The 25,586-nt window shown below is 62.3% G+C and carries 25 protein-coding genes; 13 read left to right on the top strand and 12 right to left on the bottom strand.

Features of this window, described 5'->3' with window-relative positions; all coding sequences use genetic code 11:
• Positions 1–36: 36 nt before the first annotated feature.
• Entirely contained in the window at positions 37–237 is a 201-nt protein-coding gene (gene thiS, locus TU75_RS02605; protein ID WP_003234616.1) for a sulfur carrier protein ThiS, read from the bottom strand.
• Between the two features lie 71 nt (positions 238–308).
• The gene (locus tag TU75_RS02600; RefSeq protein WP_003234618.1) at positions 309–689 is read right to left on the bottom strand and encodes a DUF423 domain-containing protein; all 381 of its coding nucleotides are present in this window, start codon (positions 687–689) and stop codon (positions 309–311) included.
• Positions 690–763: 74 nt separating this feature from the next.
• Here TU75_RS02600 and mtgA point away from each other — a divergent pair, with 74 nt between their 5' ends.
• A complete protein-coding gene (mtgA, locus tag TU75_RS02595) occupies positions 764–1,486 on the top strand; it encodes a monofunctional biosynthetic peptidoglycan transglycosylase (RefSeq protein WP_060548134.1) in 723 nt (240 codons plus the stop codon).
• Between the two features lie 111 nt (positions 1,487–1,597).
• Here the strand turns inward: mtgA and rpoH are convergent, their stop codons facing one another.
• The 4 genes from rpoH to ftsY form a co-directional block, all read right to left on the bottom strand.
• The gene (gene rpoH, locus TU75_RS02590; protein WP_003234621.1) at positions 1,598–2,452 is read right to left on the bottom strand and encodes an RNA polymerase sigma factor RpoH; all 855 of its coding nucleotides are present in this window, start codon (positions 2,450–2,452) and stop codon (positions 1,598–1,600) included.
• Positions 2,453–2,582: 130 nt separating this feature from the next.
• Complete coding sequence (gene ftsX / locus TU75_RS02585; protein ID WP_003234623.1) at positions 2,583–3,605, bottom strand: permease-like cell division protein FtsX; 1,023 nt, start codon at positions 3,603–3,605, stop codon at positions 2,583–2,585.
• Positions 3,602–4,273 (bottom strand): cell division ATP-binding protein FtsE, encoded by a 672-nt coding sequence (ftsE, locus tag TU75_RS02580; protein WP_003234627.1) that lies wholly within the window; start codon positions 4,271–4,273, stop codon positions 3,602–3,604. Before ftsE ends, ftsX begins: the two co-directional genes overlap by 4 nt.
• On the bottom strand, positions 4,270–5,640 hold the full coding sequence (ftsY, locus tag TU75_RS02575) for a signal recognition particle-docking protein FtsY (protein ID WP_060548133.1): 1,371 nt from the start codon (positions 5,638–5,640) through the stop codon (positions 4,270–4,272). The genes ftsE and ftsY overlap by 4 nt, the downstream gene beginning before the upstream one ends.
• A 232-nt stretch (positions 5,641–5,872) precedes the next feature.
• Between ftsY and TU75_RS02570 the strand changes: the two genes are divergently transcribed.
• The 4 genes from TU75_RS02570 to TU75_RS02555 all read left to right on the top strand — a co-directional run bounded on the left by TU75_RS02570 (position 5,873) and on the right by TU75_RS02555 (position 10,406).
• Entirely contained in the window at positions 5,873–7,228 is a 1,356-nt protein-coding gene (locus TU75_RS02570; protein WP_060548132.1) for a M16 family metallopeptidase, read from the top strand.
• Positions 7,221–8,705 (top strand): M16 family metallopeptidase, encoded by a 1,485-nt coding sequence (locus TU75_RS02565; protein ID WP_003234633.1) that lies wholly within the window; start codon positions 7,221–7,223, stop codon positions 8,703–8,705. Before TU75_RS02570 ends, TU75_RS02565 begins: the two co-directional genes overlap by 8 nt.
• Positions 8,705–9,322 carry a 16S rRNA (guanine(966)-N(2))-methyltransferase RsmD gene (gene rsmD, locus TU75_RS02560; RefSeq protein ID WP_003234636.1) on the top strand — a complete coding sequence of 206 codons (618 nt, stop codon included), beginning with the start codon at positions 8,705–8,707 and terminating at the stop codon, positions 9,320–9,322. The genes TU75_RS02565 and rsmD overlap by 1 nt, the downstream gene beginning before the upstream one ends.
• Before the next feature lie 88 nt (positions 9,323–9,410).
• Positions 9,411–10,406, top strand: a complete 996-nt coding sequence (locus tag TU75_RS02555; RefSeq protein ID WP_060548131.1) for a hydrolase — start codon at positions 9,411–9,413, stop codon at positions 10,404–10,406.
• Positions 10,407–10,464: 58 nt separating this feature from the next.
• Here the strand turns inward: TU75_RS02555 and TU75_RS02550 are convergent, their stop codons facing one another.
• Both TU75_RS02550 and TU75_RS02545 read right to left on the bottom strand, forming a co-directional pair.
• Complete coding sequence (locus TU75_RS02550) at positions 10,465–11,319, bottom strand: sulfurtransferase (RefSeq protein WP_060548130.1); 855 nt, start codon at positions 11,317–11,319, stop codon at positions 10,465–10,467.
• Positions 11,320–11,352: 33 nt separating this feature from the next.
• Entirely contained in the window at positions 11,353–12,024 is a 672-nt protein-coding gene (locus TU75_RS02545) for a TetR/AcrR family transcriptional regulator (RefSeq protein ID WP_003234642.1), read from the bottom strand.
• A gap of 145 nt (positions 12,025–12,169) precedes the next feature.
• On the opposite strand from TU75_RS02545, the gene TU75_RS02540 reads away from it, so the two are divergent.
• The 5 genes from TU75_RS02540 (at position 12,170) to TU75_RS02520 (ending at position 16,775) form a co-directional block, all read left to right on the top strand.
• Positions 12,170–13,597: a coniferyl aldehyde dehydrogenase gene (locus TU75_RS02540; protein WP_060548129.1), complete on the top strand. Its 1,428-nt coding sequence runs from the start codon at positions 12,170–12,172 to the stop codon at positions 13,595–13,597.
• A 28-nt stretch (positions 13,598–13,625) separates the two neighbouring features.
• Positions 13,626–14,171, top strand: coding sequence for a hypothetical protein (locus TU75_RS02535; RefSeq protein ID WP_060548128.1), 546 nt, complete (start codon positions 13,626–13,628; stop codon positions 14,169–14,171).
• Positions 14,172–14,217: 46 nt separating this feature from the next.
• Positions 14,218–15,813, top strand: coding sequence for a GMC family oxidoreductase (locus TU75_RS02530; RefSeq protein ID WP_060548127.1), 1,596 nt, complete (start codon positions 14,218–14,220; stop codon positions 15,811–15,813).
• 103 nt (positions 15,814–15,916) lie between these two features.
• Positions 15,917–16,396 (top strand): pantetheine-phosphate adenylyltransferase, encoded by a 480-nt coding sequence (gene coaD / locus TU75_RS02525; protein ID WP_003234650.1) that lies wholly within the window; start codon positions 15,917–15,919, stop codon positions 16,394–16,396.
• A 127-nt stretch (positions 16,397–16,523) separates the two neighbouring features.
• Positions 16,524–16,775, top strand: coding sequence for a YfhL family 4Fe-4S dicluster ferredoxin (locus tag TU75_RS02520; RefSeq protein WP_003213796.1), 252 nt, complete (start codon positions 16,524–16,526; stop codon positions 16,773–16,775).
• A 100-nt stretch (positions 16,776–16,875) separates the two neighbouring features.
• Here the strand turns inward: TU75_RS02520 and mutM are convergent, their stop codons facing one another.
• Positions 16,876–17,688: a bifunctional DNA-formamidopyrimidine glycosylase/DNA-(apurinic or apyrimidinic site) lyase gene (gene mutM, locus TU75_RS02515; protein ID WP_060548126.1), complete on the bottom strand. Its 813-nt coding sequence runs from the start codon at positions 17,686–17,688 to the stop codon at positions 16,876–16,878.
• Between the two features lie 21 nt (positions 17,689–17,709).
• The gene (locus tag TU75_RS02510; protein ID WP_003234656.1) at positions 17,710–18,576 is read right to left on the bottom strand and encodes an HDOD domain-containing protein; all 867 of its coding nucleotides are present in this window, start codon (positions 18,574–18,576) and stop codon (positions 17,710–17,712) included.
• A 292-nt stretch (positions 18,577–18,868) separates the two neighbouring features.
• Here TU75_RS02510 and TU75_RS02505 point away from each other — a divergent pair, with 292 nt between their 5' ends.
• Together TU75_RS02505 and ilvD are read left to right on the top strand one after the other, a co-directional pair.
• Complete coding sequence (locus TU75_RS02505; RefSeq protein ID WP_015373227.1) at positions 18,869–20,065, top strand: class I SAM-dependent rRNA methyltransferase; 1,197 nt, start codon at positions 18,869–18,871, stop codon at positions 20,063–20,065.
• 259 nt (positions 20,066–20,324) lie between these two features.
• Positions 20,325–22,166 carry a dihydroxy-acid dehydratase gene (ilvD, locus tag TU75_RS02500; RefSeq protein ID WP_015373228.1) on the top strand — a complete coding sequence of 614 codons (1,842 nt, stop codon included), beginning with the start codon at positions 20,325–20,327 and terminating at the stop codon, positions 22,164–22,166.
• Positions 22,167–22,285: 119 nt separating this feature from the next.
• Here the strand turns inward: ilvD and TU75_RS02495 are convergent, their stop codons facing one another.
• Positions 22,286–23,344: an HAD family hydrolase gene (locus TU75_RS02495; RefSeq protein ID WP_003234672.1), complete on the bottom strand. Its 1,059-nt coding sequence runs from the start codon at positions 23,342–23,344 to the stop codon at positions 22,286–22,288.
• A gap of 242 nt (positions 23,345–23,586) precedes the next feature.
• On the opposite strand from TU75_RS02495, the gene TU75_RS02490 reads away from it, so the two are divergent.
• Positions 23,587–24,978, top strand: coding sequence for an L-cystine transporter (locus TU75_RS02490; RefSeq protein WP_003234674.1), 1,392 nt, complete (start codon positions 23,587–23,589; stop codon positions 24,976–24,978).
• 85 nt (positions 24,979–25,063) lie between these two features.
• Here the strand turns inward: TU75_RS02490 and TU75_RS02485 are convergent, their stop codons facing one another.
• Positions 25,064–25,576: a dihydrofolate reductase gene (locus TU75_RS02485; RefSeq protein WP_060548125.1), complete on the bottom strand. Its 513-nt coding sequence runs from the start codon at positions 25,574–25,576 to the stop codon at positions 25,064–25,066.
• Positions 25,577–25,586: the final 10 nt, after the last annotated feature.

Here is a 25,586-nt window from a genome sequence, read left to right as displayed (position 1 = left end):
TAATGGGGTGAGGTTCTGCAGAATGCGAGGTGGCGACTAGCCGCCGCCGATGGCGTGGACCACTTCGACCTGGTCACCGTCGGCGAGCGCAGTGGCGGCGTGCTGACTGCGCGGGACGATATCCTGATTGAGTTCCACTGCGACACGGCGCCCGGTCAGTTCCAGGCGGGTCAACAGGGCCTCGACGGAGGCACCGTCGGGCAATTCAAAGGGTTCGCCGTTCAACTGAATGCGCATGCCAGGGGCCGCCATCGTTTTTAGGGGCCAGCATTCTAGCGTGATTGGGACCTGAAGGTCAGCTCCAAGCGTCAAGCGGTCAGCTGCAGGCGCCACGCCGCCAAACCGAGGAAGAACCAGCCAAGCAGAAACGCCAGCCCGCCGAACGGGGTGATGATGCCCAGCTTGCTGATGCCGGTCAGGGTCAACGCGTAGAGGCTGCCGGAGAACAGCAGGATGCCGACCACAAACGCGATGCCTGCCCAGGTCACCATGCGGCCGGGGATATGGGCGGCCAGCAGCGCCACGCCGAACAGTGCCAGGGCGTGCACCAACTGGTAGGTCACGCCGGTTTGGAAAATCGTCAGGTACTCGGCGCTCAGGCGGCTTTTCAGGCCATGGGCGGCAAAGGCCCCGAGGGCGACACCGGTGAAGCCAAAAAAGGCAGCCAACATCAGAAAGCTACGCAGCATGTGGAACTCCAATCAGACGCATCGGGCAGGGTCTGTATAATGGCCCGCTCAACGGGTTCGGCCAAGCCATCTCTATGCTGCGTATCCTCTTCAGTCGTTTTCTCAAAGTCGTGAAATGGTTTGCCGTCGGCAGCGTTTTGCCGGTGCTGCTGTTGCGCGTCGTGCCGCCGCCGTTCACGGCGCTGATGGTGGAGCGCAAGATCGAGTCGTGGTTCGACGGCGAACCCATTGACCTGCAACGCAGCTGGGTGGCGTGGGATGACATTTCCGACGACCTCAAGCTGGCGGTGATGGCCGGTGAAGACCAGCGCTTCCCGCAGCACTGGGGGTTCGATTTCGGCGCGATCCAGGCAGCCATCGTGCACAACGAGCGCGGCGGGTCGATTCGGGGCGCCAGCACATTAAGCCAGCAGGTGTCGAAGAACCTGTTTCTGTGGTCTGGCCGCAGTTATCTGCGCAAGGGGCTGGAGGCCTGGTTTACCGGCCTGATCGAGGTGCTATGGCCCAAGCAGCGAATTCTTGAGGTGTACCTCAACAGCGTGGAATGGGATGACGGCGTGTTTGGCGCAGAGGCGGCGGCGCGGCATCATTTTGGGGTGAGTGCCAAAGGGCTTTCGCGGCAGCAGGCCAGCTATCTGGCGGCGGTGCTACCCAATCCAAGAGTGTGGAGCGCGAGCCATCCGACGGCGTATGTGGCGCGGCGGGCAGCCTGGATTCGCCAGCAGATGAATCAACTCGGTGGTGATGGCTACCTGCTTGAGCTGAACAACTCCCGCAAGGCCCCCTGGTCCGACTGACCCAACACACAAACAAATGTGGGAGGGGGCTTGCTCCCGATAGCAGTGAATCAGCCAGCTTATCTGTAGCTGACCCACTGAAATCGGGAGCAAGCCCCCTCCCACATGGTTTTAAGCGGCGATCGACAGCTTCAGCTTGTTCATCGCGCTTTTCTCAAGCTGACGAATCCGCTCGGCCGACACGTTGTACTTCTGCGCCAGGTCGTGCAGCGTGGCTTTTTCTTCCGCCAGCCAGCGCTGGTAGAGGATGTCACGGCTGCGGTCGTCCAGCACTTCCAGCGCTTCGTGCAGGTTGTGATTGGCGTTGTCGCTCCAATCGGCATCTTCCAGTTGACGCGCCGGGTCGTACCGGTGGTCTTCCAGGTAGTTGGCCGGCGACTGGAAAGCACTGTCGTCGTCCGCTTCGGCGGCCGGATCGAAAGCCATGTCATGGCCGGTCAGGCGGCTTTCCATCTCGCGCACTTCACGGGGCTCAACGCCGAGGCTTTCGGCCACGCGGTGGACTTCCTCGTTGTTCAGCCACGCCAGACGTTTTTTCTGGCTGCGCAGGTTGAAGAACAGCTTGCGCTGGGCCTTGGTGGTCGCGACTTTCACGATGCGCCAGTTGCGCAGGATGAACTCGTGGATTTCCGCCTTGATCCAGTGAACGGCAAACGACACCAGGCGCACACCCATCTCGGGGTTGAAGCGCTTGACCGCTTTCATCAGGCCGACATTGCCTTCCTGGATCAGGTCAGCCTGGGCCAGCCCGTAGCCGCTATAGCTGCGGGCGATATGTACGACAAAACGCAGGTGGGCGAGCACCATCTGCCGAGCCGCCCCCAAATCCTGCTCATAGTAGAGACTCTCGGCCAGTTCACGCTCCTGCTCGGGCGTCAGCAATGGAATGCTGTTGACCGTGTGCACATAGGCTTCCAGGTTTCCACCTGGAACCAGGGCATACGCAGGTTGCAAAGAAGTGGTCATACGAAAAAACCTCCGACTCACATAACTCGTGCAGTTCAGCACTGCGAAAATTGACCGGGGAACCGTAGGACAAGTTCCCTATACCGCTGATACGGTCAATACAAACGAAACCACATTAATCTGGCATTAACTACTTGGGCGCCAGCTCACGTAAATGCCGCGCCACGGCAATCCAGGCACCGATATAACCCAACAATACCGCGCCAAGCAAGAGCGAGAGACCATCGGCCACAGGCACCCCGGCCAGGGCAAAATCACTGCCGTACAAGCCGGCAAGGCCCGTCACCGCGTCGTTCAGCCAGTCCAGGCCGAAAGCCAGCACGCCCCAGGACAAAAACCCGGCACCCAGGCCATAAAGCGCGCCCATGTACAGAAAAGGACGACGCACATAGCTGTCCGTGCCGCCGACAAGTTTAATCACTTCTATCTCGGTGCGACGGTTTTCAATATGAAGACGAATGGTATTGCCTATCACCAAAAGTAATGCAGACACCAACAGCACCGTCAAACCGAACACAAAACGGTCGCCCAGCTTGAGGATCGCGGCCAGGCGCTCTACCCAGACTAGATCAAGTTGCGCCTGTTGCACCTTGGGCATCTGCGCCAGTTTCTGGCGCAGGGCTTCCAGGGTCGGCTTGTCGACTTCGTCCGGCGTCACCAGCACCACGCCCGGCAGCGGATTCTGCGGCAGCTCCTTGAGCGCCTCGCCCAGGCCGGATTGCTGCTGGAATTCTTCAAGGGCCTGGTCGCGGCTGACGTACTCGGCATCCGCCACGCCCGGCATGTTCTTGATTTCATCGCGCAGCGCTTCGCCCTGCTGGGTGCTGGCATCCAGGTTCAGGTACAGCGAAATCTGCGCCGCGCGCTGCCAGGACCCGCCCAGACGCTCCACGTTATTGAGCAGCAGCGACAAGCCCATCGGCAGGCTGAGGGCCACGGCCATCACCAGGCAGGTAAAAAAACTGCCGACCGGCTGCTTGCCCAGCCGACGCAGACTGTCGAGCAGGCTGGCGCGATGGCTTTCGATCCAGGCGTGCAGCAGCGTGCTGAAGTCCGGGCCGTCATCGTCGTCGCGTTTTTTCTTCTTCGGTTGCGGGTCGGCCGGTTTCGGCGCCACCCGTTCGGATACTTTTGGACTGCGTGTAGCACTCATACGCCTGCCTCCCCGTCACCGATGAGGCGACCGCGTTGCAGAGTCAGCATGCGGTGGCGCATGCGCGCGATCAGCGCCAGGTCGTGACTGGCAATCAGCACGCTGGTACCCAGGCGATTGATGTCTTCGAATACGCCCATGATTTCCGCCGCCAGACGCGGGTCGAGGTTACCGGTGGGTTCGTCCGCCAGCAGCAGGGCCGGACGGTGCACGATGGCGCGGGCGATGCCGACGCGCTGTTGCTGGCCGGTGGAGAGGTCGCCGGGGTAGAGGTCGGTCTTGTCCGAGAGCGCCACGCGCTCAAGGGCCGAATCAACGCGTTTGACGATCTCGGCCTTGGACAGCCCGAGAATCTGTAACGGCAAGGCAACGTTGTTGAACACCGTGCGATCGAACAGCAACTGGTGATTCTGGAACACCACGCCGATCTGGCGGCGCAGAAACGGGATTTGCGCATTGCTGATGGTGGCCAGGTCCTGGCCGGCCAGCAGCAGTTTGCCGGTGGTCGGGCGCTCCATGGCCAGCAGCAGACGCAACAACGTACTTTTGCCGGCCCCGGAGTGACCGGTGACGAAAAGAAACTCGCCGCGCCGCACCCGAAAGCTCAGCTCATGCAAGCCCACATGCCCGTTGGCATAGCGTTTACCGACCTGTTCGAATCGAATCATGAACGCTCCCGCTCGGCAAACAGCGCCTGTACAAAGGGTTCGGCTTCAAAGGTGCGCAGGTCGTCGATGCCTTCACCAACGCCGATATAACGAATCGGCAACCCGAACTGCTTGGCCAGGGCAAAGATCACACCGCCCTTGGCCGTGCCGTCGAGCTTGGTCAAGGCCAGACCGGTCAGTTGCACCGTCTGGTTGAATTGCTTGGCCTGGCTGATGGCGTTCTGACCAGTACCGGCGTCGAGCACCAGCAGCACTTCATGGGGGGCGTCGGCGTCGAGCTTGCCGATCACGCGGCGCACCTTCTTCAGCTCTTCCATCAGATTGTCTTTGGTGTGCAGGCGACCGGCAGTGTCGGCGATCAACACGTCGATATTGCGCGCCTTGGCGGCCTGCACCGCGTCGAAGATCACCGAGGCGGAATCGGCGCCGGTGTGCTGGGCGATCACCGGAATCTTGTTGCGCTCGCCCCACACCTGCAATTGCTCCACCGCAGCGGCGCGGAAAGTGTCGCCGGCGGCCAGCATGACTTTCTTGCCTTCCAGCTGCAGCTTCTTGGCCAGCTTGCCGATGGTGGTGGTCTTGCCGGCGCCGTTGACGCCCACCACCAGGATCACGAACGGCTTGTTCGGAGTGATCACCAACGGTGCTTCCACGGGTTTGAGCATCGCCGCCAGTTCGGCCTGCAAGGATTTGTACAGCGCGTCGGCGTCGGTGAGCTGCTTGCGCGCGACCTTCTGGGTCAGGCTCTGGATGATCACTGCTGTGGCTTCGACGCCCACGTCGGCGGTGAGCAGACGGGTTTCGATGTCTTCCAGCAGTTCGTCATCGATGGTCTTGCGACCCAGGAACAGGCTGGCCATGCCTTCGCCGATGCTGGCGCTGGTCTTGCTCAGGCCTTGCTTGAGGCGGGCGAAGAAGCCGGTCTTGCCGGTTTCGACGGCAATGGGTGCCGGCTCGATGACGGCAGGCACGGCGGCTGCGACGATGGGCGCCGACTCAACTACCGGTTCAGCCACCACGGGAATCGGCGGCGCGACGTGCTCAGCGTGCACGTCTTCAACCAGCGCCACGGGCTCTTCGGCCACGGGCAGCTCGGGCCACGGCTCGGGCTCGGGTTCAGATTCCGGCTCGGGTTCCGGCGCCACCTCGGCCACCGGCTGCAACACCGGCTCAACGATCGGCAACACCACCGGCGCCGGGACGTGGTCAACCGGCTCGGCTTCTACTATAGGCTCGGGGATCGGCTCAGCTTGAACCTGCGGCTCTGGTTCGACGGCATCCTGCGGTTTCTTACGCAGCCAGCCGAACAGGCCTTTCTTCTCGCCAGCCGCAGCTGGGGTCTTCTTGTCGTCGTTGGAACCAAACATGGAGACGGCTATCTCAAGGTAGCGATGCGCCAGGGGGCACGTCGGTAAATAAAATTCGATGCGTAACAGACTGTTTTTCAGCCAGCTCGTTCATGCGCAACATTTTGTAAGGCCTAAACAGGGCCTTAACTGGACCGCCACAGTGGCCGTCCGCAAATCCGATCAGTATCCTAGCACCTCCTCGCCCGCCGACGCTAAGACCAAGCGGGCAGCCCAACAGGTTTAAAAACGAATGAATGCTCTAGCCCGCCGCGCCGCAGGCCTGCTGTTCGGTACAGTTTGTCTGCCTCTTTCAGCTTTGGCTGCCGATCCCCAACCCACCCATGAATTCACCCTCGACAACGGCCTCAAAGTGGTCGTGCGCGAAGACCATCGCGCGCCAGTGGTGGTTTCCCAGGTCTGGTACAAGGTTGGCTCGAGCTACGAAACCCCGGGCCAGACCGGTTTGTCCCACGCCCTTGAGCACATGATGTTCAAGGGCAGCGCCAAGGTGGGGCCGGGCGAAGCCTCGCTGATCCTGCGTGATCTGGGCGCTGAAGAAAATGCGTTCACCAGCGATGACTACACCGCCTATTACCAGGTGCTGGCCCGCGACCGCCTGGGCGTCGCCTTCGAGCTGGAAGCCGATCGCATGGCCAGCCTGCGCCTGCCGGCCGACGAGTTCAGCCGCGAGATCGAGGTTATCAAGGAAGAACGCCGCCTGCGCACCGACGACAACCCGATGTCCAAGGCCTTCGAGCGCTTCAAGGCCATGGCTTTTCCGGCCAGCGGCTACCACACGCCGACTATCGGCTGGATGGCCGACCTGGAGCGCATGAAGGTCGAGGAACTGCGCCACTGGTACCAGGCCTGGTACGTGCCGAACAACGCTACGCTGGTGGTGGTCGGCGACGTGACCCCGGACGAGGTGAAGACCCTGGCCCAGCGCTACTTCGGCCCGATCCCCAAGCGTGACGTGCCCCCGGCCAAAATCCCCATGGAGCTGGCCGAACCCGGCGAGCGCCTGCTGACAATGCGCGTGCAGACCCAACTGCCCAGCGTGCTCCTCGGCTTCAACGTGCCCGGTCTTGCCACCGCTGAAGACAAGCGCTCGGTACAGGCCCTGCGCCTGATTTCGGCCCTGCTCGACGGCGGCTACAGCGCGCGTATCTCGGCCCAACTGGAGCGCGGTGAAGAACTGGTGTCTGCGGCCTCCACCCGCTACGACGCCTACAGCCGTGGCGACACCCTGTTCATTCTCTCGGCCACGCCCAACCAGCAGAAGAAAAAGACCATCGCCCAAGCCGAAGCCGGCCTGTGGCGGCTGCTGGAAGAACTGAAAGCCAAGCCACCGACCGCCGAAGAGCTGGAGCGTATTCGCGCCCAGGTCATCGCCGGGCTGGTGTACCAACGAGACTCCATCACCAGCCAGGCCACGTCCATTGGCTCCCTGGAAACCGTGGGCCTGTCCTGGCAGCTCATGGACACCGAACTCGCCGACCTGCAAAGCGTGACCCCGGAAGATATCCAGAAGGCTGCGCGCACCTATTTCACCCGCGAGCGTCTGAGCGTCGCCCATATTCTGCCCGAGGAGACCGCTCATGAGTGATCGCAAAAGCCTGATCCTGCCCGGCCTGATCGCCGTCACGCTGGTGGCAGCGAGCGCGGTGTACGTTTTGCGCCCAAGTGAATCAGTGGCCAGCCCGGCGCTGGAAAAAGCCCAGTCCGCCAGCAAGCTGCAATCGCTGGCCGAGCTGGACGGCAAGGCGCCGACCAACCGCACGCTCGATGTGCAAAGCTGGACCACCGCCGAAGGCGCCAAGGTGCTGTTCGTCGAGGCCCATGAACTGCCGATGTTCGACATGCGCATCCTGTTCGCCGCCGGCAGCAGCCAGGACGGCGACGTGCCAGGCCTGGCGCTGATGACCAACGCCATGCTCAACGAAGGGGTGCCGGGCAAGGACGTCAGCCAGATCGCCAGCGGCTTTGAAGGCCTGGGCGCCGACTTTGGCAATGGTGCTTACCGCGACATGGCGCTGGTATCCCTGCGCAGCCTGAGCGCCAGCGACAAGCGCGATGCGGCACTGGCGCTGTTCGACGACGTGATCGGCAAGCCGACCTTCCCCGCCGACTCACTGGCGCGGATCAAGAACCAGATCCTCGCCGGTTTCGAATATCAGAAGCAGAATCCCGGCAAGCTGGCGAGCCTTGAGCTGTTCAAGCGCCTGTATGGCGACCACCCTTACGCACATCCGAGCGAAGGCAACGCCGACAGCGTGCCGAAGATCAGCCTGGCGCAGTTGCAGGCGTTCCATGCCAAGGCCTACACAGCAGGCAACGCGGTGATTGCGGTGGTGGGCGACCTGACCCGCGCCGAAGCCGAAGCCATGACCGCCAAGGTGTCTGCCTCACTGCCCAGGGGACCGGCGCTGGCGAAGATCGCCCAGCCGACCGAACCCAAGGCCGGCCTGAGCCATATCGAGTTTCCGTCCAAGCAGACGCACCTGCTGTTCGCGCAATTGGGCATCGACCGGGCCGACCCGGACTACGCGGCCTTGTCCATGGGCAACCAGATCCTCGGTGGCGGTGGCTTTGGCACTCGCCTGATGAGCGAAGTGCGCGAAAAACGCGGCCTCACGTACGGCGTGTACTCGGGCTTCTCGCCGATGCAGGTGCGCGGTCCGTTCATGATCAACCTGCAGACCCGCGCCGAAATGAGCGGCGGCACCCTGCGCCTGGTCGAGCAGGTGCTGGCCGATTACCTCAAGACCGGCCCGACGCAAAAGGAGCTGGATGACGCCAAGCGCGAACTGGCCGGCAGCTTCCCGCTGTCCACCGCGAGCAACGCCGATATCGTCGGACAGCTGGGCGCCATGGGTTTCTACAACCTGCCGCTGAGCTATCTGGAAGATTTCATGAAACAATCCCAGGCCCTGACCGTAGACCAGGTCAAGGCGGCCATGAACAAACACGTGAGCGCCGACAAGATGGTCATCGTGACCGCCGGCCCGACGATTGCGCAAAAGCCACTACCGCCCCCCACTGATAAACCCGCCGAGCAGCCGCTCGGGGTTCCGGAGCATTAATGGCCAGTTCATCTCGCCCGAAAAAACCTGTCCACAACGTGCATAACGGTGTGGGCCAACTGCGCATCATTGGCGGTGAATGGGGCAGCCGCAAGCTGAGCTTCCCCGACGTCGTGGGCCTGCGCCCGACGCCCGACCGCGTGCGTGAAACCCTGTTCAACTGGCTCGCGCCTTACATCGCGGGCGCCAAGGTGCTGGACCCGTTTGCCGGCAGCGGCGCGCTGTTCCTGGAGGCGCTGTCCCGTGGCGCGTCCCAGGCCCAGGCGCTGGACGCGAGCAACGTGGCGGTTTCCAGCCTCAAGGAACACCTGGGCACCCTGCGCTGCACCAACGGCCAGGTGCAGACCGCCGATGCGCTGCGTTACCTGGAAACCCAGGCAGCCAGCGAATACGACGTGGTGTTCCTCGACCCGCCGTTCAACCAGAACCTGCTGCCGACGGTGTGCACGCTGCTCGAAGATCGCCAATGGCTGGCGCCGGATGCGTGGATCTACACCGAGAGCGAAACCGCGCCGTCCACCCTCGGCCTGCCGGGCAGCTGGCGCTTGCACCGGGAACAAAAGTCCGGCCGGGTGTATTACGCGCTGTGGCATCGCCTGGTCGAAAGCGCGGTCTGAGCCGGCGGTTACTTTTTGTGGCTGGCGGGCTTGCCCTGGCGAGCCCGCTCGCCATAGTGAGCCGGTTCGCCACAAAAAAGAGAGTGCAATGACCCCCTCCCCCAACCTGTTCAAACCCGCTTTCGGCCTCGGCAACCCCCACCTGCAAACCTTGTGGGGGCCGTTATGGCGCCCCACCACTCACCTCGAACGCCAACGCGAGCGTCTGTGGCTGGACGATGGTGACTTCCTCGACCTCGACTGGCATGGCCCCCACGACGCCAAGGCACCGCTGGTGCTGGTGTTGCACGGGCTCACCGGTTCATCCAACTCGCCCTACGTCGCTGGCCTGCAAAAGGTCCTCGCCGCCCAGGGCTGGGCCAGTGCCGCATTGAACTGGCGCGGCTGTTCCGGCGAGCCAAACCTGTTGGCGCGCAGCTATCACTCGGGGGCCAGCGAGGATCTGGCGGCAGCGATTGCCCATCTGCACGCCAAGCGACCGCTGGCGCCGTTATATGCGGTGGGCTATTCGCTGGGCGGCAATGTGCTGCTCAAGCACCTGGGAGAAACCGGCGCGGCATCTGGGCTGCAAGGCGCTGCGGCGGTGTCGGTGCCGTTTCGCCTGGACCAGTGCGCCGACCGCATCGGCCTGGGTTTTTCGCGGGTCTATCAGAAGCACTTCATGCGCGAAATGCTGGCGTATATCCGCGTCAAGCAAAGCCGCTTTACGCAGGATGGCCGCACGGACGACCTGAAAACCCTGGAAGCCCTGGGTTCCCTGGAAAAGATGCGCACGTTCTGGGACTTCGATGGGCGGGTGACTGCGCCGCTGCATGGTTTCGTGAGTGCCGAGGATTACTACCGCAAGGCGTCGAGTCGCTATTACCTGGGCGGTATCCGAACGCCGACCCTGATTATTCAGGCGGCGGACGATCCGTTCGTGTTTGCCCATAGCCTGCCCGAGGCCAGCGAACTGTCCGATTGCACCGAGTTCGAGTTGCTGGCCAAGGGCGGGCATGTGGGGTTCGTGGACGGCTCGTTGAGGCGCCCGACCTATTACCTTGAACGCCGAATCCCCCAATGGCTGCTGACACAACAGCGCTAAACGTGTGGGAAGGAGCTTGCCCCCTCTCACCATTGATTGGGTTTACAGGCCAAGGGGCTCATTCGCCCGTGGCGATGCCCCGCGCGGGATCCGTGATCCACTCACTCCACGACCCCGCATACAACTTGCCCAACGGGTAACCCGCCAACCCCAGGGCAAACAGGTTATGGCAGGCGGTGACGCCGGAACCGCAGTACGCCACCAGTTCCTGGGGCGAACGCCCCTGCAACTGCGCGGCAAACCGCTGCTTGAGCTGCTCGACCGGCAGAAACCGCCCATCGCTGCCCAGGTTCTCATTGAACGCTGCGCATTGCGCGCCGGGGATATGCCCGGCAATCGGGTCGATGGGCTCAACGTCGCCACGAAAACGCGCCGGAGCGCGCGCATCGATCAGGGTCAGGCCCGACTGCCCCAGACGGTTTTGCAGATGCTCGGCATCCACCACCAGGCCGTTATCAGGCGCGCCCGCAAAGTCGCCCGGCTCGATCATCGGTGCGTCCAGGCTCAAGGGGAAACCGGCGGCATGCCAGGCCTTCAAGCCACCGTCCAGGATATACACGCCGTCCCGCTTGCCCAACCACACCAGCAACCACCAGGCGCGGGCGGCAAAGGCACCAGGGCCATCGTCATACAGCACCACCTCGGTGTCAGCACTGATGCCCCACGCGCGCAGTTGTTCGACGAAGGTCTGCGCTGTCGGCAGCGGATGACGCCCGGTCACGCCCTTGGTCACCGGGCCGCTGAGATGGCGCTCAAGGTCGGCATATTGCGCGCCTTCGATATGCCCTTCGGCATAGCTGCAACGCCCATAGTCCGGGTCTTCCAGGGCAAAACGGCAATCGAGGATCACCAACGCGCCGCGCGTTTGGCGCTCGGCCAGGTGCTGAGGGCTGATCAGTTGGGCAAGCGGCATGACAGACTCCTGTAAACAGATTCGGGAAAGGTCCTACTTCACTTCATCCAGCGCCTGATTCAGCGGCACGTAAAACTCCTTGAACAGCCCATCCACCGCTTCCTTGGCCTGGGGCGTGACGAATCCCGCCTCCAGCACCAGCACCTGATACACACCGCGCTTGATCGCTTCGGCACTCAAATGGGTGGAATTTTCGTTGGTGGTGCACAAAAAGCGCACCCAGGAAGTGAGGATAATCCAGGCGTTGAGGGTCAGGGCTTCGGTCTGGATCGGGTCCATATTGAGGATGCCGGCATCGACGAACCCCTGGTAGATGGCCCCGCCCTGGGTCAGGCAGCGCTGGGAAAACCGCCGGTAGCCGGTGGCCATTTCGGGGTCGCTTTCCAGCAGGTGCTCGAGGTCGCGGTGCAGGAAACGGTAGCGCCACATGCCGGCCAGCACGGCCTGCAGGTAGAAGCGCTTATCTTCCACACACATCGCGCGGCCCTGGGGCGGGCGCAGGAAACTGTCCACCAGCGCTTCGTACTCGCGAAACAGTACGGCGATGATCGCCTGCTTGTTGGGGAAGTGGTAGTACAGGTTGCCCGGTGAAATTTCCATATGAGCGGCGATGTGGTTGGTGCTGACACTGCGCTCGCCCTGCTGATTAAAAAGCTCCAGGCTGGTGTGCACAATGCGTTCGCTGGTCTTTACTCGTGGTGCCATGGGGGATCAGCTTCCATACACGGAATGGGCCATCTTACGGCCTAACCGTGGCGGGATAAATCCGCATGTGGCTGCAATGATATTTGACAATTTAGAGCAATGACTCTAAAAGTCCAGGCAGACCAATAACAATCGGGGCTGCACCATGTCTGCCACTGTTGCCTACCTGCAAGACTCCCAAGCGCTGGATCAGCTTCAGCCGCTGTTCGACGCCCAGCGCCGCGCCTACGCCGCCAACCCGATGCCGCCCGCCGCGCAACGCCAGCAATGGCTCAAAGCCCTGCGCGAGTTGCTCAGCGACGAACGCCAGGCGTTGATCCGCGCGATCAGCGAGGATTTCAGCCACCGCAGCGCAGACGAAACCCTGTTCGCCGAACTGATGCCCAGCCTGCATGGCATCCACTACGCCAGCAAACACCTCAAGGGCTGGATGAAACCGTCGCGCCGCGCCGTAGGCATTGCCTTCCAGCCCGCGTCAGCCAAAGTCATCTACCAACCGCTGGGCGTGGTCGGCGTAATCGTGCCCTGGAACTACCCGCTGTACCTGGCCATCGGCCCGCTGGTCGGTGCGCTGGCGGCCGGTAATCGGGTGATGTTGAAGCTCAGCGAGTCCACTCCCGCCACCGGCGAACTGCTCAAAAGGCTGCTGGCGAAGATCTTCCCCGAAGACCTGGTGTGCGTGGTGCTCGGCGAAGCCGACGTGGGCATGGCGTTTTCCAGGCTGCGTTTCGATCACCTGCTGTTCACCGGCGCCACCAGCATTGGCAGGCATGTGATGCGCGCGGCCGCCGAGCACCTCACGCCGGTCACGCTGGAGCTGGGCGGCAAGTCGCCGGCGATTGTCTCTGCCGATGTGCCGCTCAAGGACGCCGCCGAACGCATCGCTTTCGGCAAAGCCCTGAATGCCGGCCAAACCTGCGTAGCGCCGGACTACGTGCTGGTGCCGGAACACCGCGTGGATGCGTTCGTCGAGGCCTATGGCAAGGCGGTTCGCGGGTTCTATCCGACGCTGGTCGATAACCCGGACTACACCGCGATCATCAACGAACGACAATTGGCGCGGCTCAATGCCTACGTAAAGGACGCCACCGACAAGGGCGCCACGCTGGTCCCCCTGTATGAACAGGGCCAGGCACGGCGCATGGCCCACAGCCTGCTGCTGAATGTCAGCGACGACATGACCGTGATGCAGGATGAAATCTTCGGCCCGGTGCTGCCCGTCGTGCCCTATGGCGACATCGACCAGGCATTTGCCTACATCAACCAACGCCCTCGCCCGCTGGCGCTGTATTACTTCGGCTACAACAAGCGCGAACAGGACCGGGTGCTGCACGAAACCCATTCCGGCGGCGTCTGCCTGAACGACACCCTGCTGCACGTGGCCCAGGACGATCTGCCGTTTGGCGGCGTCGGCCCATCGGGCATGGGCCACTACCACGGCCACGAGGGCTTTCTCACCTTCAGCAAGGCCAAGGGCGTGCTGGTGAAACAGCGCCTGAACGCAGCGAAGCTGATCTACCCGCCCTACGGAAAATCGATCCAGAAGCTGATTCAGAAGCTGTTTGTTCGCTGATTCCGCCACCCACGGGACAACAATAACAATGAACCCCAGCCTGACTGATTCACCCGCGCTGTCACGGCGCGGCATCCTGAAGATCGGCCTGTGCGCCAGTGCTTTCCTGGCCACCGCCGGGTTGGGCGCCAGCCTCAGTGGCTGCTCTGCCAGCACCCCGGCCAGCGGCTTTGTCATGCTGCGCAGCAGCGACCTGCCGTTTTTGCGGGCGGTGATGCCGGTGTTGCTCGACGGTGTCGCCAGCGCCCAGGAGGTCGCCGCCGGCATTGAAGACGCGCTCAAAAAGCTCGATTACAGCCTGCAACACCTGTCGCCGGAGATGATCAAGCTCACCCGGCAGTTGTTCGACGTATTCGCCATGGGTATTACCCGCGGCCCGCTGACCGGCATCTGGGGCAGTTGGGAAAACGCCAGCAGCGAGCAGATCCGCCACTTCCTGCAGCGCTGGGAGAACAGCAGCCTCAACCTGCTGCGCATGGGTCAGGGCTCGTTGCTCAAGCTAGTGATCATGGCGTGGTATTTCCGGCCGGCGTCCTGGGCCCATTGCGGTTACCCCGGCCCGCCCCACATCTGATTCGCGCAACAAAAACAACGCACAACAAAAACAAGAGTGCCCACCTATGCCCGTACCCGATCTGTTCCGCGACGGCCTGGCCCGTGGCTGGAAAACCCACAACGGCGCCGCCCTCGACCGCGACCTGACCCTGGAAGCCGATGTGGCGATCATCGGCAGCGGCGCTGGCGGCGGCACCACTGCCGAGATTCTCAGCGCTGCCGGTTACAGAGTGCTGCTGATCGAGGAAGGACCGCTCAAGACCAGCAGCGACTTCAAGCTGCTGGAGGACGAGGCCTACGCCAGCCTGTATCAGGAAGGCATCGGACGCATGAGCAAGGACGGCGCCATCACCATCCTGCAGGGCCGGGCCGTGGGTGGCACCACGCTGATCAACTGGACCTCCAGCTTTCGCACGCCGGACGCCACCCTCGCCCACTGGGCCAGCGAATACGCGGTGACGGGCCACAGCAGCAGCGAGATGGCGCCCTGGTTCGAAAAAATGGAGCAGCGCCTGGGCATCGCGCCCTGGGCACTGCCGCCGAACGCCAACAACGATGTGATCCGCAAGGGCTGTGAAAAGCTCGGCTACAGCTGGCACGTGATCCCGCGCAACGTGCGCGGCTGTTTCAACCTGGGTTATTGCGGCATGGGCTGCCCGGTGAATGCCAAGCAGTCGATGCTGGTGACCACCATTCCCTCCACCCTGGAGCAAGGCGGCGAGCTGCTCTACCTGGCGCGCGCCGAGCAGTTCAACTACAGCGGGGACGCCATCAGCAGCCTGGAATGCGTGGCCATGGACGCACGTTGCGTGGCGCCCACCGGGCGCAGGGTCACGGTGAAAGCCAGGCATTACGTGCTGGCCGGCGGCGGCATCAACAGTCCGGCGCTGCTGATGCGCTCCAACGCGCCGGACCCGCATTCGCGGCTCGGCAAGCGCACCTTTCTGCATCTGGTGAACTTCTCTGCGGGTCTATTTGATGAGGTGATCAACCCGTTCTACGGCGCGCCGCAGTCGATCTATTCCGACCATTTCCAATGGCAGGACGGCGTTACCGGCAAAATGTCCTACAAATTGGAAGCGCCGCCCCTGCACCCCGGATTGGCCAGCACGCTGTTTGGCGGCTACGGCAGCGCCAACGCGCTGGACATGAGCCAACTGCCCAACACCCACGCCATGCTCGCGCTGTTGCGCGACGGGTTTCACCCCGACAGCACGGGAGGCACCGTCGGTTTACGCGGTGACGGCACGCCGGTGCTCGACTATCAGGTCTCGCCCTACGCCTGGGACGGCCTGCGCCGCGCGTTTCACAGCATGGCCGAGATTCAGTTCGCAGCGGGCGCAAGGTCCGTGAAGCCGTTGCACCATGATGCGCGTTACGTAAACACCCTGGCCGAGGCTCGCCGCATGATTAACGAGCTGAGCCTGGAACTGCACCGAACAACCCTGGGCAGCGCCCATGTGATGGGCGGTTGTGCCATGGGCGAAGACCCGAAGAATGCGGTGACCGACAGCCTCGGCCGTCATCACCAGCTGCGCAATCTGTCGATCCACGATGGCTCGCTGTTCCCCACCAGCATTGGCGCCAACCCGCAATTATCGGTGTACGGCCTGAGCGCCAAACTGGCGACCGCGTTGGCCGAACGTCTGAAAACGGCATGAAAAAACCGCCGATCAGCGGTATGTATCTACATAAGGCGACTTTCCCGACCGGGATGGCTGCGATACCATCCGGTTCCCCAACGGACTCCGCCAGGACGACGCGATGAACCGAGTGTTGTATCCAGGAACCTTCGACCCGATTACCAAAGGCCATGGCGATCTGGTCGAGCGCGCCTCTCGCCTGTTCGACCATGTGATCATCGCGGTCGCCGCCAGCCCCAAGAAAAACCCGCTGTTTCCTCTGGAGCAGCGCGTTGAACTGGCACGTGAAGTCACCCGACACCTGCCCAACGTCGAAGTGGTGGGCTTTTCGACGTTGCTGGCGCATTTCGCCAAGGAGCAGAACGCCAATGTGTTTCTGCGTGGCCTGCGCGCCGTGTCCGATTTCGAATACGAATTCCAACTGGCCAACATGAACCGCCAGCTGGCGCCGGACGTCGAGAGCCTGTTCCTGACCCCTTCTGAGCGTTACTCGTTCATTTCTTCGACGTTGGTGCGAGAAATCGCCGCGCTGGGCGGAGATATCACCAAATTCGTTCATCCTGCCGTGGCGGATGCGCTGACGCTGCGCTTCAAGAAGTAGGGGTCGACAGGTCGCGTTGGTCTGTTGCCGCAGGTCATGTGCGCTCGCACTGCGGGCGCCAATGCGGCACAATTGCGCGCATTAGTCGTTTTCAGTTGCCTTGGCTGCGGCCCTGGCAGGAGTTTTCATGTCCCTGATCATCACCGACGATTGCATCAATTGCGACGTCTGCGAACCCGAGTGCCCGAACGCTGCGATTTCCCAGGGCGAAGAGATTTACGTGATCGACCCCAACCTGTGCACCCAGTGCGTCGGCCACTACGACGAGCCGCAGTGCCAGCAAGTGTGCCCGGTGGATTGCATTCCGCTGGATGAGGCACACCCTGAAACCGAAGAGCAGTTGATGGAGAAGTACCGGTTGATTACCGGCAAGGCCTGAACAGTTGTGTTGCCCCTGCCGAGCCTCGTCGGGGAGTTGAACGCGATCCACTGTGGAAGGGGGCTTGCTCCCGATGGCACTCTCAGCCAACACCCGGCAATCAGCGCTGGCACTTGGGGCAAAACACACTCGCCCGCTGCCCCAACAGCACATTGCGCAACTCGGTCCCGCACACCTTGCATGCTTCGCCGCCCCGGCCGTAGGCGAACAGCTCCTGCTGGAAATACCCCGTCTGCCCGTCACCGCCAATAAAGTCGCGCAACGTGGTACCGCCGCGCTCGATGGCCGCCGCCAGCACTCGCTTGATCTCGATCGCCAATTTCACATAGCGCGCCCGCGAAATGCCGCCCGCCGCGCGACGCGGATCGATCCCCGCCGCAAACAGTGCTTCGGTCGCGTAGATATTGCCCACGCCCACCACCACCGCGTTGTCCATGATGAACGGCTTGATTGCCATCGACCGCCCGCGAGACATCTGGAACAGCCGCTCGCCGTCAAACAGGTCGGTCAGCGGCTCCGGCCCCAGGCTCAGCAGCAAGGTGTGGTTGTGCGGGTCCTGGCTCCAGAGCATGGCGCCGAAACGTCGCGGGTCGGTGTAGCGTAGCGCCAGGCCCGATTCCAGCTCGATATCCACATGCTCATGCTTGGCTGCCGGCAGCCCGGTTTCGACCATGCGCAGGTTGCCCGACATGCCCAGATGGCTGATCAGCGTGCCCACTTCGGCATTGATCAACAGGTACTTGGCGCGCCGCTCCACCCCCACGATGCGCTGCCCGGACAGGCGCACATCCAGGTCCTCCGGGATCGGCCAGCGCAGGCGTCGCTCACGCACCACCACACGGCTGACGCGCTGGCCTTCCAGGTGCGGCGCAATCCCGCGACGGGTGGTTTCGACTTCGGGTAACTCGGGCATGTGTACCTCTTGGCTGACGGGTCAGTTCGCGCCCAGCTCGCGGATCGACAACTTCATGCTTTCAAAGTCGTAGTCCGACAGGCCGACGTAATCGAGCACCAGGTGACCGATGGCATTCCACTCATGGTCTTCTGCCTGACCGCCCAGTACGCGGTGAGAGGAACAGATGTGCTCGGCCATCTTCAGGATCGCCAGCAGGTTTTTAAGCGGCGGGGTGCGCGACGACTCATCGCTGAAAATCGCCAGGGCATTGTGGTGGTTGGCGATGGCGTCGGTCACATGCTCCGGCAAACGCCAGGATTTGGCCGTGTAGTAGCCAACCACTGCATGGTTGGTGTTGAACGCGTTGTTCTCTGTGTCGACCACCCGGCAGTCGGGGCCGGCATTGGCGTAGGCCTGCTCGAGCACCGTCATGTAGTCGGGGAAGCGCTTGAGCATCAGCGGCACGCCGCAATCGTGGAACAGGCCCAGGGCATAGGCTTCATCGACAGTCTGCGAGCCGGTGCGCTTGGCAATGGTGAGGCAGGTCATGGCCACGTCCTGAGCGGTGTCCCAGAAGCGATTGAGGGTGACGATGGTGTCATCGCTCATCTCGCCCTTGATCGACTGCGCATTGATCAGGTTGATGATCGAGCGGCTGCCCAGCAGGTTCACCGCGCGCTGGATCGAGGCGATCTTGTTGCTCAGGCCGTAATACGGCGAGTTGACGATTTTCAGCAGCGCGCCGGACAGGCCCGGGTCCTGGGAGATCAACCGAGCGATCACGCCCAGGTCCGGGTCAGGCATATACTGCTCCATCTGCAGATCCACCATGATCTGCGGTTGGGGCGGTACGCTGATGCCTTGCAGGGCCTGCTGGATCTGCTCGGCGGAAAGCTCTTGGGACATAAGTACACACTCTTGGCTGAGTGGCGATTCTAACCTCTAAGCAAACCTGACCGACACCTCAAAACCGGATCAAATGTGGGAGCTGGCTTGCCTGCGATGGCATCAATGTGGGAGCTGGCTTGCCTGCGATGGCATCAATGTGGGAGCTGGCTTGCCGGCGATGGCATCAACGCCGTTTGTCAGATACACCGCAGTGCCTGCATCGCGAGCAAGCCCGGTCCCACATGTCCGGCAGCGGGGCGAGTTCCTGCACAACACGGTATACTCCCGCTCTTTTTTCCGGAGCGACGTCATGTCCCTGCCAAGCCTGCGTCTCAAAGCCAACGCTGATCGTCGTTTGCGCAACGGCCACCTGTGGGTCTACAGCAACGAAATCGACGTGGCTGCCACCCCACTTCACGGCTTCCAGGCGGGCGACCAGGCCATCCTCGAAGCGGCCGGCGGCAAGACCCTGGGCATCGTGGCCATGAGCCCGAACAACCTGATCTGCGCCCGCCTGCTGTCGCGCGACATCAAGTTGCCGCTGGACAAGTCGCTGCTGGTGCACCGTCTCAACGTCGCCCTGTCCCTGCGTGATCGCCTGTTCGACAAGCCGTTCTACCGCCTGGTCTACGGCGATTCCGACCTGTTGCCGGGCCTGGTGGTCGACCGTTTCGGCGACATTCTGGTGGTGCAGATCGCGTCGGCAACCATGGAAGCCCATAAGGACGACGTGATCGCCGCCCTCACCCAGGTGCTCAAGCCCAGCGGCATCCTGTTCAAGAACGACTCCGCCGCGCGCGATGCCGAAGGCCTCAACCGTTACGTCGAAACCGTGTTCGGCCTGGTGCCGGAGTGGGTCGCACTGGAAGAGAACGGCGTGAAATTCGAAGCCCCGGTGATCCAGGGCCAGAAGACCGGCTGGTTCTACGACCACCGCATGAACCGCGCCCGCCTGGCCCCGTATGCCAAAGGCAAACGCGTGCTCGACCTGTACAGCTACATCGGCGGCTGGGGCGTGCAGGCTGCGGCCTTTGGCGCCAGTGAAGTGTTCTGCGTCGATGCCTCGGCCTTCGCCCTCGACGGCGTAGAGCGCAACGCCGCGCTGAACGGCGTGGCCGAGAAAATGACCTGCATCGAAGGCGACGTCTTCGAAGCGTTGAAAGAACTCAAAGCCAGCGAAGAACGCTTCGACGTGATCGTCGCCGACCCACCGGCCTTCATCAAACGCAAAAAAGACATGAAAAACGGCGAAGGCGCCTACCGCCGCCTGAACGAACAAGCCATGCGCCTGCTCAGCAAGGACGGCATCCTCGTCAGCGCTTCGTGCTCCATGCACCTGCCGGAAGACGACCTGCAAAACATCCTCCTCACCAGCGCCCGCCACCTGGACCGCAACATCCAGATGCTCGAACGCGGCGGCCAGGGCCCGGACCACCCGGTGCACCCGGCGATTGTCGAGACGCGGTATATCAAGAGCATTACGTGCCGGTTGCTGCCTAATAGCTGATTGAAACCGAATCATCTGTAGGCGCAAGCTTGCTCGCGCCTACAGGCAGACGGCCATTCCCTCCAGCCGCCAGCGGTGTAGAATCGGCCCTATTCATCGCCAGTCATCCCCCGGCGGGTTTATGAGCTCGAGGCCCAGGCATGCGGCGATCCCGCGATGCGAGAGGCAACTTTTGCGCACACAGCCATTTTCTGAGTGCGTCAGACGTCCATAGAAGCTCACTCCCCTCAAGAACCTGATTAGCCGCCCGGAGTGCTCCATGCCAGATTACCGCTCGAAAACATCCACCCATGGCCGCAACATGGCCGGCGCGCGCGCGCTGTGGCGTGCCACGGGGATGAAGGATGACGACTTCAAGAAGCCGATCATCGCGATTGCCAACTCGTTCACCCAGTTCGTGCCCGGCCACGTACACCTCAAGGACCTGGGCCAACTGGTCGCCCGCGAGATCGAACGCGCAGGTGGGGTGGCCAAGGAATTCAACACCATCGCCGTGGACGACGGCATCGCCATGGGCCATGACGGCATGCTGTATTCGCTGCCGAGCCGCGAGATCATCGCCGACTCCGTGGAATACATGGTCAACGCCCACTGCGCCGACGCCATCGTGTGCATCTCCAACTGCGACAAAATCACCCCTGGCATGCTGATGGCCGCCCTGCGCCTCAACATCCCGGTGATCTTCGTGTCCGGCGGGCCGATGGAAGCCGGCAAGACCAAACTGGCCTCCCACGGCCTCGACCTGGTTGACGCCATGGTGATCGCCGCCGATTCCAGCGCTTCTGACGAGAAGGTTGCGGAATACGAGCGCAGCGCTTGCCCGACCTGCGGTTCGTGTTCCGGCATGTTCACCGCCAACTCGATGAACTGCCTGGTCGAAGCCCTGGGCCTGGCCTTGCCGGGCAACGGTTCCACCCTGGCCACCCACAGTGACCGCGAGCAGTTGTTCCTGCAGGCCGGCCGCACCATCGTCGAGCTGTGCAAGCGTTATTACACCGACAACGATGACTCGGTACTGCCGCGCAATATCGCCAACTTCAAGGCGTTCGAAAACGCCATGACCCTGGACATCGCCATGGGCGGTTCCACCAACACCATCCTGCATTTGCTCGCCGCCGCCCAGGAAGCCGAGATCGATTTCGACCTGCGCGACATCGACCGCCTGTCCCGCCATGTGCCGCAGCTGTGCAAGGTCGCGCCGAACATCCAGAAGTACCACATGGAAGACGTGCACCGCGCCGGCGGGATCTTCTCGATCCTCGGCTCCCTGGCCCGTGGCGGCCTGCTGCACACCGACCTGCCGACCGTGCACAGCACATCCATGGCCGAAGGCATCGCCAAATGGGACATCACCCAGACCGACGACGAAGCGGTGCATCACTTCTTCAAGGCCGGCCCGGCGGGCATCCCCACCCAGACCGCGTTCAGCCAGTCGACCCGTTGGGACACCCTGGACGACGACCGTGAAAACGGCTGCATCCGCAGTGTCGAGCACGCCTACTCGCAAGAAGGCGGCCTGGCCGTGCTGTACGGCAACATCGCCCTCGACGGTTGCGTGGTCAAAACCGCCGGCGTGGACGAGTCGATCCATGTGTTCGAAGGTCGCGCCAAGATCTACGAAAGCCAGGACAGCTCGGTACGCGGCATCCTCGCTGACGAAGTGAAGGAAGGCGACATCGTGATCATCCGCTACGAAGGCCCCAAAGGCGGCCCGGGTATGCAGGAGATGCTGTACCCGACGTCGTACCTCAAGTCCAAAGGCCTGGGTAAAGCGTGCGCATTGCTCACCGACGGCCGCTTCTCCGGCGGCACCTCGGGCCTGTCCATCGGCCATGCTTCACCGGAAGCCGCTGCCGGCGGCGCGATTGGCCTGGTGCAGGATGGCGACAAGGTGCTGATCGACATTCCGAACCGCTCGATCAACCTGTTGATCAGCGACGAAGAACTGGCGGCGCGACGGGTGGAGCAGGACAAAAAAGGTTGGAAGCCGGTTGAGAAGCGTCCACGTAAAGTGACGACCGCCTTGAAGGCTTATGCCCTGCTGGCCACCAGCGCCGACAAGGGTGCTGTGCGTAACAAGGCGATGCTTGACGGTCTGTAAGCCGCGCTCGTAAAAATGCCCCGCCAAGTGCGGGGCATTTTTTTGCCTGGAGCAATTTTTCAGAACATTGCAGACCAAAAAGTGGGAGCTGGCTTGCCTGCGATAAGGGCAACTCGGTCTTACTGAATCTCCTCCGGCTTGACGATCACCCAGTTCTTGTCCGCCGTCACCGGCAACCCTTCCTTGGCCTGCGCCGCTGCGTGCTTGGCCATCATCCCGTTGAGTTGGGTCATGTATTTGTCCTTGCGGTTGATCCACAGGTGGATGCCGCCCTTGGCCACGTCCACGTCGTGGAACAGCATGTAGCCATCACTGGTCGGCGTGTCGCCGCCGACGATCACCGGTTTTTTCCATTCATCGATATACGTGAGAATCGCTGCGTGCTTGCCGGCCATCCAGGTCGCCGGGGTCCACAGGTAGGGGGTGAGCTCCAGGCCGAGGTTGGCCTTCTCGTCATACTTGCCGGCAGCGATCTGTTTGCGTGCAGTGGTCAGCTCGCCGGTCTTGCGGTCCTTGAGCAAGGTGCTCACGCCGATGACGTTTTCGGGTTTGACGTTATAGCCGTACTTCGGATCGGCCGCGACCATGCGCACCAGCTCCTCGGACGCGGCCGTCATAACGTACACCTCGATGCCGTTCTCCATCAGCTTGTTGAACAGCTCGGCCTGGCCGGTGAAGACCTTCGGCGGCTGTACCTCGGATTGCTTCACCGCATCGCCTTCGAAGTAGCTGACCGGTACCGGCTTGCCCGACGCCATCAGCTCATCCACCTGCACCTTCAGCTCCTTGAGGGTGAAGCCAGAGAACACCTGGGCCACCCACGGGTAGCAGACCATGTCGTCCACTTCGCACAGGCGATAGTAGTAACTGAACAGGCTTTCCTTGTGATCGGCGGTGTCTTTGAACGGCATCAGCTTGAGCGAGGGGTCGAGACTGTCACGCGTGATCAGCCCCTTGTTCTCCATGTACGGCAGCAGGGATTCTTCGAGGTCGTAGCGGTAACTGGTGTTGTCCATGTCGAAGACCGCGTAGTTACCCTTGTTGGCGTTGGCCGCGATCATTTCATTGAGTTGCTTGGCGGCCGGCGCAGGCCAGTGTTTCAACTCGGTGGCGGCGAACGCCTGAGCGGCGAGGCCGAGGCAAAGGGCGGCGGCAAGAAGTTTCGGCGCGAGCTTCATAGGCGTTGGTTCCCAGAGTGAAAGACACCGACCCTAACAAATCCCTGTGACAGTTCCCATGTCGTGCACGACCGTGCGCATCGTGATTGCGCCAGGCGCATACGCCTGAACGTCACTCGCTTATTCCAAAAACGACAGTCACCATTCCATATCGGTATTAAATCAATATATTTCAAGGTGTTAGCCTTCCCGGTTCGCAATCGCAGGCTCTCGCGATTGGCTGCCTTCTCATTGGAGCTTCAATGAATCTGCCCCTGATCCTCAATTTGCTGGTGTTCGTGGCCCTGCTGCTGGGCCTGGCACAAACCCGTCGCACCCACTGGAGCCTTGCGAAAAAGGTGCTGTTTGCCTTGGCGCTTGGCGTGGCGTTCGGTGTGGTGTTGCACGCTATCTATGGCGCCGGCCACCCCGTGCTCAAGGCCTCGATCGGCTGGTTCGACCTGGTCGGCAACGGCTACGTACAACTGCTGCAGATGATCGTGATCCCGCTGGTGTTCGCCTCGATCCTCAGTGCCGTGGCGCGCCTGCATAACGCCTCGTCCCTGGGCAAGATCAGCTTCCTGACCATCGGCACGCTGCTGTTCACCACCGCGATTGCCGCCTTGATCGGCATCGGCCTGACCAACCTGTTCGGCCTCACCGCCGAAGGGCTGGTGGCCGGCACCCAGGAAATGGCGCGCCTGCAAGTGATCCAGAACGATTACGCGGGCAAGGTCGCCGACCTGAATATCCCGCAATTGCTGCTGTCGTTCGTGCCGGCCAATCCGTTCGCCGACCTGGCGCGGGCCAAGCCGACGTCGATCATCAGCGTGGTGATCTTCGCCGCGTTCCTCGGGGTTGCCGCGCTGCAATTGCTCAAGGACGACGTGGAAAAAGGCCGCAAGGTCGTCAACGCCATCGACACCCTGCAAGCCTGGGTGATGCGCCTGGTGCGCCTGGTGATGAAACTGACGCCCTACGGTGTATTGGCGCTGATGACCAAGGTGGTCGCCAGCTCCAACCTGCAGGACATCATCAAGCTCGGCAGCTTCGTGGTGGTGTCGTACCTGGCCCTGGGCCTGATGTTTGTGGTGCACGGCCTGCTGCTGTCGCTGGCCGGGGTCAACCCGCTGCGGTTTTTCCGCAAGGTGTGGCCAGTGCTGACCTTCGCCTTCACCAGCCGCTCCAGCGCGGCGGCGATTCCGCTGAGCATTGAAGCGCAGACCCGTCGCCTGGGCATCCCGCAATCAATCGCCGGCTTTGCCGCCTCGTTCGGTGCGACCATCGGCCAGAACGGCTGCGCCGGGCTCTATCCCGCAATGTTGGCGGTGATGGTTGCGCCGACCGTGGGCATCAATCCACTGGACCCGCTGTGGATCGCAACGCTGGTGGCGATTGTGACCTTGAGTTCGGCCGGTGTGGCCGGCGTGGGCGGCGGCGCGACCTTTGCCGCGCTGATCGTACTGCCGGCGATGGGCTTGCCGGTGTCACTGGTGGCGCTGCTGATTTCCGTGGAACCGCTGATCGACATGGGCCGCACGGCGCTGAACGTGAATGGCTCGATGACCGCGGGTGCGATTACCAGCCAGGTCATGGGGCAGACGGATAAGGCGTTGCTGGAAGCCGATGAGCATGCGGAGTTAGCGCAGGCCTGATAGACCGCTTTCGCAGGCAAGCCAGCTCCCACATTTGAATGTATTCACAATTCAAAATGTGGGAGCTGGCTTGCCTGCGATGCTTTTAGGCTTTTTCCCACACTTCGAAGTTGTACGCCGGCTTATCCCCCTCGGCCGCATTCTCGACATTCGACACCAGCGTCCACTGGCTGCGATCAAACGCGGGAAACCAGGCGTCCCCCTCCGGGCTCAGCGCCACTCGCGTCAGATAAAGCCGATCCGCCTGCTCCAGTCCCTGCGCATACAATTGCGCGCCGCCGATCAGCATCAGCTCATCCACGCCCTGCTCCAGCGCCCATTCTTCAGCGCGCTGTACCGCTGCTTCCAGTGACGGAAAAACTTGCGCACCTTCAAGCGCCAAGTCGGTCTGACGGCTGACCACAAGGTTCAAGCGCCCCGGCAACGGTCGGCCCAGGGAATCCCAGGTCTTGCGCCCCATGATGATCGGCTTGCCCAGGGTGGTGGCCTTGAAATATTTGAAATCCCCCGGCAAGTGCCAGGGCATGCTGTTGTCGACGCCGATCACGCGGTTTTCACCGAGGGCTGCGATCAGGCTTAAAGGGAGAGTTTTTTTCATGGCGACGAGA

Origin of the sequence: Pseudomonas poae, assembly GCF_001439785.1 — a bacterium.
GTDB classification, from domain to species: domain Bacteria; phylum Pseudomonadota; class Gammaproteobacteria; order Pseudomonadales; family Pseudomonadaceae; genus Aquipseudomonas; species Aquipseudomonas poae.
This window is presented reverse-complemented; position numbering and strand designations above follow the sequence as displayed.

What these genes read in the sequence shown, in the direction of transcription:
- TU75_RS02570 (WP_060548132.1), top strand. Translation starts at nt 5,873, where the DNA reads ATGAATGCTCTAGCCCGCCGCGCCGCAGGCCTGCTGTTCGGTACAGTT.
- ftsY (WP_060548133.1), bottom strand. Translation starts at nt 5,640, where the DNA reads ATGTTTGGTTCCAACGACGACAAGAAGACCCCAGCTGCGGCTGGCGAG.
- TU75_RS02495 (WP_003234672.1), bottom strand. Translation starts at nt 23,344, where the DNA reads ATGAAGCTCGCGCCGAAACTTCTTGCCGCCGCCCTTTGCCTCGGCCTC.
- rsmD (WP_003234636.1), top strand. Translation starts at nt 8,705, where the DNA reads ATGGCCAGTTCATCTCGCCCGAAAAAACCTGTCCACAACGTGCATAAC.
- TU75_RS02540 (WP_060548129.1), top strand. Translation starts at nt 12,170, where the DNA reads ATGTCTGCCACTGTTGCCTACCTGCAAGACTCCCAAGCGCTGGATCAG.
- TU75_RS02490 (WP_003234674.1), top strand. Translation starts at nt 23,587, where the DNA reads ATGAATCTGCCCCTGATCCTCAATTTGCTGGTGTTCGTGGCCCTGCTG.
- rpoH (WP_003234621.1), bottom strand. Translation starts at nt 2,452, where the DNA reads ATGACCACTTCTTTGCAACCTGCGTATGCCCTGGTTCCAGGTGGAAAC.
- TU75_RS02520 (WP_003213796.1), top strand. Translation starts at nt 16,524, where the DNA reads ATGTCCCTGATCATCACCGACGATTGCATCAATTGCGACGTCTGCGAA.
- TU75_RS02535 (WP_060548128.1), top strand. Translation starts at nt 13,626, where the DNA reads ATGAACCCCAGCCTGACTGATTCACCCGCGCTGTCACGGCGCGGCATC.
- TU75_RS02510 (WP_003234656.1), bottom strand. Translation starts at nt 18,576, where the DNA reads ATGTCCCAAGAGCTTTCCGCCGAGCAGATCCAGCAGGCCCTGCAAGGC.
- ftsX (WP_003234623.1), bottom strand. Translation starts at nt 3,605, where the DNA reads ATGAGTGCTACACGCAGTCCAAAAGTATCCGAACGGGTGGCGCCGAAA.
- mutM (WP_060548126.1), bottom strand. Translation starts at nt 17,688, where the DNA reads ATGCCCGAGTTACCCGAAGTCGAAACCACCCGTCGCGGGATTGCGCCG.
- TU75_RS02565 (WP_003234633.1), top strand. Translation starts at nt 7,221, where the DNA reads ATGAGTGATCGCAAAAGCCTGATCCTGCCCGGCCTGATCGCCGTCACG.
- coaD (WP_003234650.1), top strand. Translation starts at nt 15,917, where the DNA reads ATGAACCGAGTGTTGTATCCAGGAACCTTCGACCCGATTACCAAAGGC.
- TU75_RS02485 (WP_060548125.1), bottom strand. Translation starts at nt 25,576, where the DNA reads ATGAAAAAAACTCTCCCTTTAAGCCTGATCGCAGCCCTCGGTGAAAAC.
- ftsE (WP_003234627.1), bottom strand. Translation starts at nt 4,273, where the DNA reads ATGATTCGATTCGAACAGGTCGGTAAACGCTATGCCAACGGGCATGTG.
- TU75_RS02505 (WP_015373227.1), top strand. Translation starts at nt 18,869, where the DNA reads ATGTCCCTGCCAAGCCTGCGTCTCAAAGCCAACGCTGATCGTCGTTTG.
- TU75_RS02550 (WP_060548130.1), bottom strand. Translation starts at nt 11,319, where the DNA reads ATGCCGCTTGCCCAACTGATCAGCCCTCAGCACCTGGCCGAGCGCCAA.
- thiS (WP_003234616.1), bottom strand. Translation starts at nt 237, where the DNA reads ATGCGCATTCAGTTGAACGGCGAACCCTTTGAATTGCCCGACGGTGCC.
- TU75_RS02545 (WP_003234642.1), bottom strand. Translation starts at nt 12,024, where the DNA reads ATGGCACCACGAGTAAAGACCAGCGAACGCATTGTGCACACCAGCCTG.
- mtgA (WP_060548134.1), top strand. Translation starts at nt 764, where the DNA reads ATGCTGCGTATCCTCTTCAGTCGTTTTCTCAAAGTCGTGAAATGGTTT.
- TU75_RS02555 (WP_060548131.1), top strand. Translation starts at nt 9,411, where the DNA reads ATGACCCCCTCCCCCAACCTGTTCAAACCCGCTTTCGGCCTCGGCAAC.
- TU75_RS02600 (WP_003234618.1), bottom strand. Translation starts at nt 689, where the DNA reads ATGCTGCGTAGCTTTCTGATGTTGGCTGCCTTTTTTGGCTTCACCGGT.
- ilvD (WP_015373228.1), top strand. Translation starts at nt 20,325, where the DNA reads ATGCCAGATTACCGCTCGAAAACATCCACCCATGGCCGCAACATGGCC.
- TU75_RS02530 (WP_060548127.1), top strand. Translation starts at nt 14,218, where the DNA reads ATGCCCGTACCCGATCTGTTCCGCGACGGCCTGGCCCGTGGCTGGAAA.